This window comes from Pyrinomonas methylaliphatogenes (genome assembly GCF_000820845.2).
GTDB classification, from domain to species: Bacteria; Acidobacteriota; Blastocatellia; order Pyrinomonadales; family Pyrinomonadaceae; genus Pyrinomonas; species Pyrinomonas methylaliphatogenes.
In genome coordinates, this window is sequence record NZ_CBXV010000008.1 from 65,001 (window position 1) to 78,864 (window position 13,864).

The 13,864-nt window shown below is 60.5% G+C and carries 12 protein-coding genes (1 of these 12 running past the window's edge); 3 read left to right on the plus strand and 9 right to left on the minus strand.

Annotated features, from left to right (window positions below):
* The 4 genes from secD to der all read right to left on the minus strand — a co-directional run.
* A protein-coding gene (gene secD, locus PYK22_RS11495) for a protein translocase subunit SecD (protein ID WP_041977473.1) crosses the window boundary here: on the minus strand, positions 1-999 show its 5' portion. 675 nt of this gene lie to the left of the window's left edge; 999 of the gene's 1,674 nt are visible here — the first part of the coding sequence; it begins with the start codon at positions 997-999; its stop codon lies beyond the left edge, outside the window.
* A gap of 28 nt (positions 1,000-1,027) precedes the next feature.
* The gene (gene yajC, locus PYK22_RS11500) at positions 1,028-1,357 is read right to left on the minus strand and encodes a preprotein translocase subunit YajC (protein ID WP_041977477.1); all 330 of its coding nucleotides are present in this window, start codon (positions 1,355-1,357) and stop codon (positions 1,028-1,030) included.
* Between the two features lie 60 nt (positions 1,358-1,417).
* Positions 1,418-2,596: a tRNA guanosine(34) transglycosylase Tgt gene (tgt, locus tag PYK22_RS11505; protein ID WP_041977479.1), complete on the minus strand. Its 1,179-nt coding sequence runs from the start codon at positions 2,594-2,596 to the stop codon at positions 1,418-1,420.
* A 158-nt stretch (positions 2,597-2,754) separates the two neighbouring features.
* Positions 2,755-4,134, minus strand: coding sequence for a ribosome biogenesis GTPase Der (gene der / locus PYK22_RS11510; RefSeq protein ID WP_041977481.1), 1,380 nt, complete (start codon positions 4,132-4,134; stop codon positions 2,755-2,757).
* 182 nt (positions 4,135-4,316) lie between these two features.
* Between der and PYK22_RS11515 the strand changes: the two genes are divergently transcribed.
* A complete protein-coding gene (locus tag PYK22_RS11515; RefSeq protein WP_211197687.1) occupies positions 4,317-4,847 on the plus strand; it encodes a YraN family protein in 531 nt (176 codons plus the stop codon).
* A gap of 78 nt (positions 4,848-4,925) precedes the next feature.
* Here the strand turns inward: PYK22_RS11515 and dtd are convergent, their stop codons facing one another.
* The 4 genes from dtd to PYK22_RS11535 form a co-directional block, all read right to left on the minus strand.
* The gene (gene dtd / locus PYK22_RS11520) at positions 4,926-5,375 is read right to left on the minus strand and encodes a D-aminoacyl-tRNA deacylase (protein WP_041977483.1); all 450 of its coding nucleotides are present in this window, start codon (positions 5,373-5,375) and stop codon (positions 4,926-4,928) included.
* 4 nt (positions 5,376-5,379) lie between these two features.
* Positions 5,380-6,099 carry an SDR family oxidoreductase gene (locus tag PYK22_RS11525; protein WP_041977485.1) on the minus strand — a complete coding sequence of 240 codons (720 nt, stop codon included), beginning with the start codon at positions 6,097-6,099 and terminating at the stop codon, positions 5,380-5,382.
* Positions 6,100-6,272: 173 nt separating this feature from the next.
* Positions 6,273-7,748, minus strand: coding sequence for an Asp-tRNA(Asn)/Glu-tRNA(Gln) amidotransferase subunit GatB (gene gatB / locus PYK22_RS11530; protein ID WP_041977487.1), 1,476 nt, complete (start codon positions 7,746-7,748; stop codon positions 6,273-6,275).
* Between the two features lie 55 nt (positions 7,749-7,803).
* On the minus strand, positions 7,804-8,793 hold the full coding sequence (locus PYK22_RS11535; protein WP_157770842.1) for a DUF4670 domain-containing protein: 990 nt from the start codon (positions 8,791-8,793) through the stop codon (positions 7,804-7,806).
* A 271-nt stretch (positions 8,794-9,064) separates the two neighbouring features.
* Between PYK22_RS11535 and PYK22_RS11540 the strand changes: the two genes are divergently transcribed.
* Positions 9,065-9,493 (plus strand): DUF4383 domain-containing protein, encoded by a 429-nt coding sequence (locus PYK22_RS11540; RefSeq protein WP_157770843.1) that lies wholly within the window; start codon positions 9,065-9,067, stop codon positions 9,491-9,493.
* A 168-nt stretch (positions 9,494-9,661) separates the two neighbouring features.
* A complete protein-coding gene (mtnA, locus tag PYK22_RS11545; RefSeq protein ID WP_041977489.1) occupies positions 9,662-10,711 on the plus strand; it encodes an S-methyl-5-thioribose-1-phosphate isomerase in 1,050 nt (349 codons plus the stop codon).
* Between the two features lie 123 nt (positions 10,712-10,834).
* Here the strand turns inward: mtnA and PYK22_RS16795 are convergent, their stop codons facing one another.
* Entirely contained in the window at positions 10,835-13,816 is a 2,982-nt protein-coding gene (locus PYK22_RS16795) for a TonB-dependent receptor (protein ID WP_060635599.1), read from the minus strand.
* Positions 13,817-13,864 lie beyond the last annotated feature (48 nt).

Sequence of the window (13,864 nt, forward strand, 5' to 3'; positions counted from 1 at the left end):
GACTTCACCGTTCAGCACGACAGCCAGATACTGGTTGATATTCGCGCCGGTCCAGCGCGCGAACTTCTCCGCGCCTGAAGGTTTGAGAGTGAAAGCGACTTGGTAATCGTCGCTTCTCCCGGTGCGTGAAACGGCCTCGGCGTTACGCAACTCGCTCCCATCGATGATCGCCGGGGTTTCGACGATCACCCAACGTTGCGCCCGCTTCTCTCCCGTCGCAGTTGGCTCCTCGCGCTCGGTGTAAGGGAGGACCTGACGATTCGATGGGACCGTGCCGCCGAGCGCCTGAATCGCCTCCTCCTTGGTCGCGTATGTCTGTACGGGCGAAGGATTCGGCGGACTGATGACATGCATCAATTCCAGGCGCGATTCGCCGACCAAGATCGCCTTGATCCGCTCCGGGTCCTGCACGCCCGGCATCTGCAGAAGTATCTGGTGCGATTCGGGGGCGCCGTGCCGTTGCAGCGTCGGCTCGGTCACGCCGAGCAAGTTGATGCGGCTCTCGATGATGCGCAGCGCCTGTTCGACCGCTTGGTCGCTGAGCGTCCTTTTAGCCGCCGCCGTCAGCGTCCAAGTTACGGTGTTGCCGGAGACGGAAGCGGTCCAACCGTTCAAGTCGACCTTCCTCTCGATCTGCGAACGCGCATCGCTCGCCTTCGACGCATCCTCCAGTTCGAGCACGACGCGATAATCGTCGCCGTTCACCTCGGGGCGCACCTGTCGCACGCCGATGCCGGCATCCTTAGCGGCGTTCTGCACGCCGATCGCCGTGTTCTCGGTCAGACGCTTCAGATACTCCTCGGTCTTGACCTGCATGACGAGATGCGAGCCGCCGCGCAGGTCCAACCCGAGATGGATGTTCTCCGCCAGATTCTGCCTGATGCCCGCCAACGTGAAATCGCGCCACGTCGGACGATGGTGCGGGCCGAAGACGACGTAGATGGCGATGACGGTGATGATGGCGATGATGACGACGCGCTGTGTCAAATCCTTCCTCATGGCGAGAAGCGTACCTCGAGATGAACGATCACGATCGAGCTCTCTCTTCGTCGTTATGCAATCCGGCAACGGCTGAACGAGATATCTCCAGAATAGACTTCTCCGCCGTGCGCACGAGGAGCGTTTTATCGCGCACAGCGGTCACCGTGCCGATGATCCCGCCGGTCGTGACGATGCGATCGCCGACCTTCAGATTCGCGATGAGCTGTTGCAGCTCGCGGTATCGACGGCGCTGCGGCAAGATGATCAGCACGTAGAAGATGCCGAGGATGATGAAGAACGGGAGCAGCGAGATGAGGAAACCGCCCAGCCCGGGCTGTTGTCCTTGCTGCAAAAACAGAGCGAGATATGAGCTCATCAGAGTATGACCTTCTTCCGAACGGAATTCATCGCGACGAGTCAAGCGGCGGACGCGCCTTCAGTCCAGTCCCGCATTGAAGCGCTCTAGAAATTCTTGGCGAAAACGAGAGAAACAGCCTGATCGGATAGATTGCCTTACGCGCCGCATGGTGTCAAGGAAGAAGAACAGGTTGTGATGCGTCAAGAGGATCGCGGCGAGCATCTCGCCCGCAAGATAAAGATGCCGCAAATAAGCGCGCGAATGGCGACGACAGACTGCACATGCGCACTCTTCGTCAAGCGGCTTGGTGTCGCGCGCCCAACGCGCGTTCTTAACATTCAAGCGCCCGCGCGAAGTCCAAGCCAAACCGTTCCGTGCGGTGCGCGTCGGCAGGACGCAATCGAACATGTCGATGCCATGCGCTACGGCTTCCAATAGATCTTCGGGCGTCCCGACGCCCATCAAATAGCGCGGCCTATCCGCTGGCATGAGCGGCGCGATCTCAGCTAGCACTTCGTACATGGCGCCCTTCTCCTCGCCGACGCTCAATCCGCCGAGCGCGTACCCCTCGAATCCGATCTCGACCGTGCGCGCTAAGCTCTCGCGTCGCAGATCAAGATGGATGGCGCCCTGCACGATGCCGAACTGCGCTTGCGCCCCGCTCAAAAGATCTTGTTCTTGCGTGCGCCCCGCATCGGCCCCCTCGCGCTGCAATTCGAGGAAACGACGGCGCGAACGCTGCGCCCAACGCAGCGTCAACTCCATGCTGCGCCGCGCTTCTTCGAGGGAAGACTTGCCGGGCGGACACTCATCGAACGCCATGACGATCTCCGCGCCCAATGCCGCCTGCGCTTCCATCGCGATCTCGGGCGAAAGGAAACACTGGCTCCCATCGATGTGCGAACGGAATTCGACGCCCTCTTCCGTCACGCGGCGCAGCCCGCTCAGGCTCCAGACTTGAAAACCGCCGGAATCGGTCAGCATGGCGCGCTCCCAACCGATGAAGCGATGCAACCCGCCGCAAGCGCGGATCAATTCGACGCCGGGGCGCAAGTAAAGGTGATAGGTGTTGGCGAGGATGATGCGCGCATCGAGTTCCGTTTCGAGCGCCTCGAAACGGACGCCCTTGACCGAACCGAGCGTGCCGACGGGCATGAAGACGGGCGTCTCGATGGTCGCGCGGCGCGTTCGTAAGATGCCAGCGCGCGCGCCTTCATCCTGCGCCAACGTCTGCCAGATTATCGGTTGCGCGCTCATCTTGCGAAACACCGGTTGACGATCATGGGCCCGATCTCGTCAAACGCTTCAACTCGCGTTTGGAGATCCTCTATGCGCAGACTAGATCTGCCTTTTCGCCGAGCTCGTCAAACGCTTCAACCTCGCCAAAGTCGGATCGGCACGGTCCCGCGCAAGCCTCATCTTCTCTTCTTTCGCGCGCTGCGGTGGCGTTCGACGATGCGAATCGGCGTCGCGAAGAACTCCCACTCTTCGCGGATGCGGTTTTCGAGGTAACGTTCGTAGGAGAAGTGCAGACCGGGCCGTCCGCCTGCCGTGAAGACGACGAAGGTCGGCGGATTGACGCTCGCCTGCGTCACATACTGCACGCGCAGCCGACCGCCGCCACGCCCGCGCACGTCCGCGCCGAACGGCGCGATGTTGCGCTCGAAGAACTCGTTCAGTTGCGAGGTCGGGATGCGGAAGTGGCGCGCCTGCCACGCCCTTTCGGCCAAGGCCAAAAGACGTTCGACGCGTTGCCCCGTCAGAGCCGAAACCGTCACGACCGGCGCCCAATCGAGAAACTTCAGCCGCTCGCGCACGGCGCGTTCGAACTCCGCGGCTGTGCGCTCGGTTTTGTTCGGCACAGCATCCCATTTGTTGACGGCGATGATGATCGAGCAGCCGGATTCGTAGGCGTAACCGGCGATGTTGGCATCGAGCGCGACCGGCCCTTCCGTGGCATCTATGACTAGCACGGCGACATCGGCCCGTTCCAAACTCTTGCGCGCCATGATGACCGCAAGCGTTTCGGCCATCTCTTCGGTCTTTCCCTTCCGTCGTATGCCCGCCGTATCGATCAAACGAAAGCGCTGGCCATCGCGCTCGAGAAGCGTGTCTACAGCATCGCGCGTCGTCCCCGGCACGGGCGAGACGATGACGCGCTCTTCGCCGAGCAGGCGATTCAACAAAGAGGACTTACCGACATTGGGCCGCCCGATGATCGCCAAACGGATCTCTCTTCCGCGATCGCCCTCTTCCTCAGCCACAACCGCGAAGTCGAGCCGCGCGATCAGCGCATCGAGCAGTTCGCCCGTGCCCAACCCCTGCTCCGCCGAGACGGGGAAGACCTGCTCGAATCCGAAGCGCGTAAACTCCAGCGCTTCTGCATCGACCCGTTGCGCATCGGCCTTGTTGGCGGCGACGAAGACCGGTTTACCGGTCGCGCGCAACAGACGCGCCAGCTCCTCATCAAGCGGCGTGACGCCAGCGCGCACATCCACCACCCAGACGAGCGCATCGGCCTCGTTGATCGCCACATCCGCCTGCTTGAAGATGTTCGCCGGGATCACCGCATCGTCATCGGGCACGATGCCGCCCGTATCGACGACGGCGAACCGACGACCGGCCCACTCCGCTTCACCATAGATGCGGTCGCGCGTGATGCCGGGTTCGTCGCCGACGATGGCCCGCCGTTGACCGATCAAGCGATTAAAGAGCGTCGATTTCCCGACGTTCGGGCGCCCGATGATGGCGACAAGCGGCAACCCCCGACGCTCGATCTGCGTTTTCGCCGTCATCTTCCCAAAACACGGAAGTTTAGCCTGCCAAAAGAAGAAGAGACAAGGCGCGCGCTCTCGTTCCGATCCCGGCCATCCGCGAATCGGCTAAAATGAATAGCCGAATTAGAGCGAGCGAAACGATGAAACCTCGGCCCCCACAAAAGTCGGGATCGAATGCGTGGATCGCGCAAGTCATGAATATGCTGCGACGGATCTTGCAGCGCTCGCCGATGGAACGGAGGAGAATCGACGCGGAACCTTCCGACAAAGGACCGAACGAAAGGGCCGATCTCGGTCATTTGGACATCGGACGACGCGGCGAAGAGCTCGCCGCCGCGTATCTTGAGCGCATCGGCTACAGGCTCGTCGCTTCGAACTTCAAGCTCCCGGTCGGACGGAACAGGCGCGGCGCGCTCATCCACAACGAAATAGACCTCGTCGCTTACGACGGCAATACGCTCTGCTTCGTCGAAGTCAAAACGCGCGTCTCGGATCGCTTCGCCCCGCCCGAGGTGAACGTCGATCTGCGCAAAAGGCGACAGATCACGCGCGCGGCGCGCGTCTATCGAAGGCTGTTCGGCCTACAAGAAGCTAGCTACCGTTACGATGTCGTAACCGTCGTCTTGCGACCGGAAGGTTCCGCCGCGCCGCGCATCGAACTGCGCCGCGGTTTCTGGACCGAAGAGAGCCTACGCAAGAAGCGTTGGACCAGCGATGAGATGATCTGCTGATCGAGACCCGCGCGGAATATCGGTGACAGGTCGTTTGGAAGCGCCGCCCCCGCGGAGACGTGCCTGACCTTCAAGCGATCAGAAGAGCTTTCGGCTATCGAGCAGGATCGTCACGGGCCCATCGTTGACGAGTTCGACTTCCATCATCTGTCGGAAGCTCCCCGTCTCGACTCGCGGCAGGATCTTTCGCGCTTCGCTGACGAACCTTTCGTACAGCGGCTCGGCGATCTCGGGCGGCGCTGCTTCGCTCCACGAAGGGCGCTTGCCGCGGCGCACATCGCCATAGAGCGTAAATTGCGAGACGACCAAGAGCGCGCCGCCCGTCTCTTTGACCGAAAGATTCATGCGCCCTTCCGCATCATCGAAGATGCGCAGACCGATGATCTTTTCGACCATGTAATTGACGTCCGCTTCCGCGTCATCGCGCGCGACGGCCAGCAAGACGAGTAGACCTTGGCCGATCTCTCCGACTGTTCTCTCGCGGACGCGCACCGACGCGCGCTTGACGCGCTGGACCACCGCTCGCATACGGCTACTTCTTCGGCGGGCGGCTCGGGCGGATCTCGATTGCGCTCGGCAAGCTCCTTTCGTCGTGATGGAGCAGATCGATGACGACGCGCGCGATGTCTTCAGGCTGAAGCTGCCAGCTCTTCTCCGCGCTCGGCTGATCGCCGCCGAAATAGGTGTTGACCGAACCGGGCATGATGTAGCTCACTTTGATGCCATCGTGCCGTACCTCTTGCATCAAAGCTTCGCTGAATCCGTTTAGCCCGAACTTCGAAGCGTTGTATGTGGCCATCTGCGGATGCGCGTTCTTGCCCGCAAGCGACGAGATGTTGATGATGTAGCCGCCGCCGCGCCGCTTCATGTGCGGGATCGCTTCGCGGCAGCAGTAGAAAACGCCGAAGAGGTTCGTCTCCAAAACGGCGCGAAAATCCTCGGGCGAGGTCTCTTCGACGCGCGCGAAGTGCCCGATGCCAGCGTTGTTCACCAAGATATCGAGCCCGCCGAACTCTTCCACCGCGTGTGCGATCAAGGCTTTCACTTCTTCGTAGTCACGCACATCGCAAACGGCGCCGGTCACTCGCGCTTCTCCCATCTCGCTCAACTCGGCGACCGCGCGCTCGACCTCGTCGCCGTGCCGCGCGCTGACGCAGACGTTCACGCCCTCGCGCACCAACGCCTCGGCGATGGCGCGCCCGATTCCCTTAGTGCTTCCCGTGACGATTGCCGATTTACCCTGCAAACCCATGCTAGCCCCTTTCCCCCATAAAGCGTTAAATGCTCATTTGCGACTGAAATCGCTGCCCTTCAAACCGGCAGATGCTTGAAAGGTTGAGAGAACCGACGAACGAAGTCAACTGTGAGCAGGCGAATCCGTCCGATCCGTCGCCCACTGACTTAGCATCCGCCCCGGCGAAAGGATCATCCATTCAGCTTCGCGCGCAAAAGCTCGTTGACGATCTTGGGATTGGCTCTGCCCTGCGAAGCCTTCATCACTTGGCCGACGAAGAAACCGAGCAACCCCTCTTTGCCGGCACGGTACTGTTCGACCTGTTTCGGGTTGGCGGCGATGGCCTGCTCGACCAATCGTTCGATCTCGGCCACATCGCTCACCTGTTCGAGGCCGCGCTGGCGCACGATCTCTTCAGCCGATTTGCCGGTGGCGAACATCTCGGCGAAGACCTCTTTGCCCTGCTTGCCGCTGATACGCCCTTGGTCGATCAGACGGATGAGCGCGCCCAAGTTTTCGGGCGTGATCGGGCAGCTTTCGACCTCCGTCTTCGAAGCTTCGAGTTCGCGCAGCAGTTCCGTGCGCACCCAATTGGCCGCCGCGCGCGCGTTGTTTGCCGCTTGCGCCGCGCGCTCGAAGTAATCGGCCAGCGCGCGATCAGTCGTCAATTGCGCGGCATCGTTGAACGCAAGCCCATACTGGTCCATGAACCGCTGTCGGCGCGCGCTCGGCAGTTCCGGCATCTCGGCGCGCACGCGCGCGATGAACTCATCGGTAACGACGAGCGGCGGAAGATCCGGCTCCGGGAAGTAGCGGTAATCGTGCGCTTCTTCTTTCGAGCGCATCGGGCGCGTCTCGCCCGCGCGATCATCCCACAGTCGCGTTTCTTGTACGACACTGCCGCCACTTTCGAGCACGCCGATCTGCCGTTCGATCTCATACTCGATGGCGCGCTGCATGAAACGAACGGAGTTCAGGTTCTTCAACTCGACTTTGGTCCCGAACCGCTCTTCGCCTTTGCGCCTGACAGAGACGTTCGCTTCGCATCGCAGGTTGCCCTTCTCCATGTCGGCATCCGACGCCCCGATCCAGCGCAAGGTCTGGCGCACATGATTGACGTAATCGTAAGCCTCCCAAGAAGAGCGAAAATCGGGTTCGGTGACGATCTCGATGAGCGGCGTGCCCGCGCGATTCAAGTCAACGTAAGAGTAACGATCCGTGTCGGGCAAACCCTCGTGCATGTTCTTGCCCGCATCCTCTTCCAGATGAAGGCGCGTGATGCGAATCTTCTTGGGCCGCCATTCGCGCGCGTGCCCCTCGGCGTCGCGCACGGCGGTCATGATCTCAAGCTCGCCGTGCTCGGAGAAAGGCTGATCATACTGCGAAATCTGGTAGCCTTTCGGAAGATCCGGATAAAAGTAGTTCTTGCGCGCGAAGATGGACCGGCGATTGATCCGCAACCCGAGCGCGAGCGCCGCGCGCGCCGCCAACTCCACCGCCCGCCGGTTCAGCACGGGGAGCGCGCCCGGCAAGCCCAAGCAGACCGGGCACGTGTTCGCGTTCGGCTCGTCGCCGAAGCGCGTCGAACAACCGCAGAAGATCTTCGATTCGGTGCTAAGCTGCGCGTGAACCTCTAAACCGATGACCGCTTCCCAATCGTTTCTCACTTCTCACACCACCAAATTTCAATAAGGATCATTCCTCATGTCGAGCGCGATGACTTCAGCGCAGTGCGCCGGGCGGCACGCCAGCGCGCCGCGCCTCATCTTCGAGCACACGCCATTGCGCCGTCAACGCCGCGCGCATCGCCTCGAGCTGTTGAATGCGTGCGATGATGCTGGCGCGATCATAGTAGAAGGATTGATTGAAAGGCGCAACGACGGAGATGAAGGTTGGCACGATGATTCGATGCGCCGGAAACCTTATGAGCGGCGCGCCGAGCACGGGACTTATGGGCGTCAGAGACGGCGCTTGGGGAATGATCGCACGAGGCGGCGAAGGCGGGGCGGGGGCGATCGCTGGTCCAGTAGCGAAGCGAGGCATCGATGGACGTGGGGGCGTCACCGCTCCGCCGACGACCGGGAAAAGCGGGATCAAGGGGACGCCGACGACCGTCGTGACGCTGCCGATGATGCCTGAAGGGAGCGCCGGCAGTCCGTTCAAAAGCTCGATCCAGTAGCTGAGCTCCCCATCGATCGCCGCGATCTGTTCGCGTAGAGCGCGGGCGCGTTCGCGCCAGTACGCTTCCTGTTGCGCGCGCTCCTGATCGCGCCGCTCCGCTTCGGCCAACAAACGGCGCGCCTCAGCTTCGTTCTCTCGCTCTACATCCGAAAGCTGGGCCTCACTCCTTTCGATCGGCGCCTGTCCACGCGCTCGTCTGGCGCGATCGATCTCCTCATTGGTCAAAGTCTTCGCCGCACGCTGCGCGACCTTTGACGTTGATGACCCGCTCGATCTCGCGCGATGCAACAAGCTTCCAGCAGGCTCGCCGTTAGCTCGCTCCGTCGCCTCGATGTCGATGCTTGAAAGGAGCACGGTGACCTGAATGCCGGGACCAGCCTCATAGGTCAAAGCCGTCGCGGTGACGACGAAGCGGTCCGGGATCTCGATCCTTCGCCCATCGCGCATCACAATGGTGTAGGCTGCCGCGGTCGAGCAAAGGCTCACGCATAAAGTGAGCGACAGGGCCCATCTCAGCGCCGATCGAAACATGGCTCTCCCCTCTCCGATCACGCACATCGTTGTGAAAATTATAGCACCACCCATCTTGAGGCCAAATGAATTTGCCCGGGTAGCAGATCACCGTTTTGGTGCTAGAATGTAGCCGACCCCGTAAAGCGCCGTTTGACTTTCTGCCGCCTTCCTTGCGGAGGCTGGCAGCGAGAATCCGAACCGCAGTGCATCTACGTAATCTTTGAACGATGCACCGCATGCTGGCGATCCAGAAGCAGTAACAATCCCGTTACTGAGGAGGCTAAAACCTATGGCAAAGACGATCTCAAAGGTTCTCGGTGTGGTGTTCATCCTTGTCGGGCTGATCGGATTCGTCTCGCATGGATTTCTCGGCACACACCTGAGCCTAGCGCACAATCTCATCCACATCATCTCAGGCGCCATCGCCCTCTATTTCGGCTTCGGTGGGACGCTTTCGGGCGCACGGCTCTTCTGCCTCATCTTCGGGGCCATCTACTTGCTGCTCGGGCTGATAGGTTTCGCCTTGGGTGGTCCAGGCGTGCCGACGATCTCAGCGATGGCCGGCATGGGCCAAGATGCGCGCTTGTGGCGCGTTCTACCGGGCACGCTCGAACTCGGGGTGATGGACCATGTGGTCCACATCTTGCTTGGCATAGTCTTCCTGATCGGCGGTTTTTTAACCAAAGCTGAAGTGGGCCGCACGGCGGAAACGACATGAAGAATCAGACCGATTATTGGGCGAGCTGCGGCTCGCCCAATAATCGTCGCCTCTCTCCCCTTCTTCAAGAGGATCTCGCCCAAACCGTCGCCGCCTTCGATTTGCCCGCGCTTCGCGATTTTCGTTAAGATCGTAGCGCTCTGAACCTTCGTCCCGCGAGGAGTTGGAATGATCAAACCCGTCGAATGGGCAGCGGATGGCATCATCATGCTCGACCAGCGTCTGCTGCCCGCCGAAGAGAGATATCTGAAGCTTCGCTCTTACGAAGAAGTGGCCGATGCCATCCGTCAAATGGTCGTGCGCGGTGCGCCAGCGATCGGCATCGCAGCAGCGATGGGGATCGCGCTTGGTTTGAAACAATCGATCGGCACATCGGTCGCGGACCTGGAAGAGGATTTCGAGTATATCTGCGAAACCATGAGCAGAACGCGACCGACGGCAGTCAATCTCTTCTGGGCCATCGAGCGGATGCGCGCAGCGTTTCAAAAAGCCAAGAGCGAAACTTCCGATGTTGAAGAGATCAAACAGCGCCTGATCGCCGAAGCTCGCGCCATTCACGAAGAGGATCTGGCGGCCAATCGCGCCATCGGGCGTTTCGGGGCCGAGTTGATCCCCGATGGCGCTACCGTCCTCACACATTGCAACGCTGGAGCGCTAGCGACAGGTGGAGATTACGGGACGGCGCTCGGCGTGGTTCGCGGCGCGCGCGATGCGGGCAAGCGAGTCGCCGTCATCGCCGATGAGACGCGCCCCTTCTTGCAAGGAGCGCGCCTTACGGCTTGGGAACTGGCTAAAGATGGCATCCCCGTCACGCTCATCACGGATAACATGGCCGGCCACGTGATGAAACAGGGCAAGGTGAGCGCAGTCGTCGTTGGCGCCGATCGCATCGCGGCTAATGGCGACACGGCGAACAAGATCGGCACCTACATGGTCGCGGTGCTAGCCAAAGAGCACAACATCCCTTTCTACGTCGCCGCGCCCATCTCGACAATAGATCTATCGATCCCTTCGGGCGATCAGATCCCCATCGAAGAGCGCGACCCGAGCGAGGTCACACAACTGCGCGATCAACGAATCGCGCCCGAAGGGATCGACGTTTACAATCCGGCCTTTGACGTCACGCCGAATGAGCTTATAACCGCCATCATCACCGACAAAGGGGTGGCGCGCCCGCCTTACACGCAATCGCTGCGCGCCCTGGTCCAGGGAGCTTGACTGTCTCGAAAGGCGAGCCGACAACAAAAAGGCGCATCCCTCATGAGGGATGCGCCAAATTGAATAGCGATGAGCGTCGAGGCTGAGGATGCGCTCGCTCAAACGACGATGGGAGGTAGAGCGTCAGAAACTGAATCTCACTTGTAACTCCACGCGACGCGCGCCGCCCGGCCCACCGCCCGGACCGAATCCGAACCCGCCAGCGGAAGAGTTGGATTGCCCGAAAAGCGGCGAACTCAAGTTGCCGATCGGCGTCCCCTTATTGTTCGTGTTAAGGAGATTGCTTATAAAGACCGAGAAGGTTAAATTGTAACGCTTCTCTGTGCCTTCACCGCCAAAGACGCCACCCATGCCGCCGAACGGTCCGCCGAAGCGGCCCCCTCCGCGCCCGCCGCCACCACGCCGTTCACCGCCGCGCGGCTCGCCTCCCTGCCCCGCTCCGTTCTGCGCCGTTTCAGGCGCGGAGCCGAAGCCGAAGGTTTTGCTCAAGCGCAGATTGACCGTATAGAAAGCCGGCCCTTCGCCATAATTGCGTGGGATGATCGGTTGCCCCGGCAAAGGATCCAAATCGAACGCCCCATACGGCGTGATCCGCACGCTCGGACGCGATAGATCCGTCGCAAAAGCTGGGCGCTCCGTAAACAGTGTGTCGCCGTTCGTGTCCCGTCCGGTCGTGATGTTGAACGGCAAACCGGAACGTATGATGACGAACGGGCTGACGCGCACGTTCCACGGCAAGGTGAAATTCCCGAAGAACCTGAACTGATGACGGATGTCGAAACTCGCCCGCCCATACTCGCCGCTCAGATCATACTGATTCGCGGGAAACGAACCAGCCCCATCCGTGTCGCTCATCGCTTTGCCGAAGATGTATGAGGCGAAGAAGCTCACGCTGCGGCTGAAACGTTTCTGCAGATTGACGAACAACTGGTTCTGATTAAGCCGCCCGCTCGATTCATACTCGAAGATGTTCCCAACATCCCCAAAGGGCCGCAGGCCGCTTCCCGGCAACGGCGCGTTGATGTTCCGCGCCCGCAGCAAGTGCAGCGTTCGCGTCCCGATGTAGTTGACAACCAGCGTCAAACTATTCGTCAACTGCCGTTCAACGCCGATCGCCGCCTGCATCGTGTAAGGCGCTTCGATGTCATCCGCCACACGCCACACCGCCGTCTGCACGCGCGCTGACGTCAAATCGGTTATGGGCGGCACATTCGGATAGAAATCCGGATTGCGCACGATGTACTGTTGCTGGTTCACCCCGTTGAACCGCCGCGCCTGCAACACCAGATTCTCGCCGATCCGATCGTAGAAGATGCCGAACCCGCCGCGAATCACCGTCCGCGCGCGCCCGCTTTGATTCGCCCCAGGCGCCCACGCAAACGAAAACCGCGGCGCAAAATTCAAATTGTCATGGATGTTCGTCTGATTCTCGTAACGCAACCCGAAGCTCAACGTCAGATCGGGCCGCACCCGCCAGTCGTCCTGAATGAAAGCTCCAAGCGTCGTCTGGCTGACGCTCGCTTCGGGATTGCCAGCTGACAAAGTGAACTGCGACGCGCCGCCGCCGAGCGCCCGTATCTGCGCTGGCGTGTAACCCAAACGCTGGAACAGAAGGGTCCGCCGATACTGCTCAAGCGACGAGATCGGGACGATGACCGGTTGACCGTCCGGCCCAAGCACGATTTGATTGTTGGCATCGAGCTCAGGGCCGAAGCCGCCCGTGAAGGTGAAGGTCCCGCCGAAATTCTGCGGCGATATATCATCGATCATCACATGGCGGATCTGTGCTCCGGCCTTGAGCGCATGACGTCCCCAAGCCCACGAGGTGTAGTTTTGCAATTCCCATCTATTCTGAACGTTAGAGGCTTGGCCGACCTGCGATCCGCCGCCGATGAATGATCCCAACACATTGATCGTCGGAACGGAGTTATCTCCCAATTGTCGTTGGTCTTCGCGGATGAACTGGAAACGTGTCTCATTGACCACCTTCTGATTGATGACCGCCGTTTCGGTTAGCTGCAGCGTATGCTCGGTGTTCTCCGAAGTGAAGGCGCGCGAAGGGAGGCTGAATCCCCCGATGCCTCGGTTCTTACTGCTCGCTTGTTCGAAAGTGTAGCGCGCGACGAGAGTGTTCGATTGATTCAACTGGTAATCGATCCGCGGGCTGAAGGTCGTCCGCCGTTGCGGAGCCAATAAACTCTGCGCGAAGAGCGTTGGCGCGAGCGTCGTCGGATCGAGCACGGTCGCGTTGATGACCTCATTGTCATCGATCTCGCGCCGCTCGAAATCGAAGAAGTAGGAAGCTCTCTTGGCGATGAGCGGCCCGCTGACGTTCCCGCCATACTGACGCCGTTGATACGGCGGGCGATTCTGCGCGAACGGATTGCGCGCGTTCAAACTCTCGTCGTTGAAGTTGAAGAAGGCTTGCCCGCGGAGATGATCGGTCCCCGGTTTCGTCAAGATCTCTATCCGCCCGAACCCGAGGCGATCGAACTCGGCGGAGAATGGGTTCTGATTGATCCTGATCTCGCGGATCGATTCTTTGGGAGGCAAGCGCCCGCCCAAGAAGCCATCGACGAATATTTGCCCGCCATTCGGCCCCGCGGCTGGACCAGCGAGCGCTTGCAGCGCTTCGGCCAGCTCATCCGGATCATCCGGCAACGACTCTAGGTCTTGCCCCCGCAAGACGATCGCGCCCGCGTTATTCTCCGGCTCAGTGCTGATCGGAGCCTCTGCCGTGACGTTGACCTGCTGCTGCGCGAGCGAGACGCTCAACTTCACGTTCAGCTCCACGCGCTGGCCCGGCCCGATCTCAACGGCATCGTTCTGATATGGGTTGAAACCCTGTGCTATCACCATCACCGTGTACCGCCCTGGGGGCAACCCAGCGACGGTATACTGCCCTTCATCGTTAGTCGTCGCCGTCTTGATCGCGCCGTTGGCATCCGTCACTGTCACGGTGGCGCCGACGATCACGGCGCCGAGTTCATCTAGCACCTGACCGTGCAACGCGCCCGTCCGTTGCTGCGCGAAGACGAGAGGTTGAAAGAGCAAGGATAAGACTAGGATTAAAACGACTCGCTGAGACAAAACCGAACGATACATGATGACCTAACTCTCAAAAAAGTATTTCCGCAAGATTTTTAATTGACG

Bases quoted from the DNA above. Each gene is read 5' to 3' on its own strand.
- mtnA (WP_041977489.1), top strand. From the start codon at position 9,662: ATGATCAAACCCGTCGAATGGGCAGCGGATGGCATCATCATGCTCGAC.
- dtd (WP_041977483.1), bottom strand. From the start codon at position 5,375: ATGCGAGCGGTGGTCCAGCGCGTCAAGCGCGCGTCGGTGCGCGTCCGC.
- PYK22_RS11535 (WP_157770842.1), bottom strand. From the start codon at position 8,793: ATGTTTCGATCGGCGCTGAGATGGGCCCTGTCGCTCACTTTATGCGTG.
- tgt (WP_041977479.1), bottom strand. From the start codon at position 2,596: ATGAGCGCGCAACCGATAATCTGGCAGACGTTGGCGCAGGATGAAGGC.
- der (WP_041977481.1), bottom strand. From the start codon at position 4,134: ATGACGGCGAAAACGCAGATCGAGCGTCGGGGGTTGCCGCTTGTCGCC.
- yajC (WP_041977477.1), bottom strand. From the start codon at position 1,357: ATGAGCTCATATCTCGCTCTGTTTTTGCAGCAAGGACAACAGCCCGGG.
- PYK22_RS11525 (WP_041977485.1), bottom strand. From the start codon at position 6,099: ATGGGTTTGCAGGGTAAATCGGCAATCGTCACGGGAAGCACTAAGGGA.
- PYK22_RS11540 (WP_157770843.1), top strand. From the start codon at position 9,065: ATGGCAAAGACGATCTCAAAGGTTCTCGGTGTGGTGTTCATCCTTGTC.
- PYK22_RS11515 (WP_211197687.1), top strand. From the start codon at position 4,317: ATGCTGCGACGGATCTTGCAGCGCTCGCCGATGGAACGGAGGAGAATC.
- PYK22_RS16795 (WP_060635599.1), bottom strand. From the start codon at position 13,816: ATGTATCGTTCGGTTTTGTCTCAGCGAGTCGTTTTAATCCTAGTCTTA.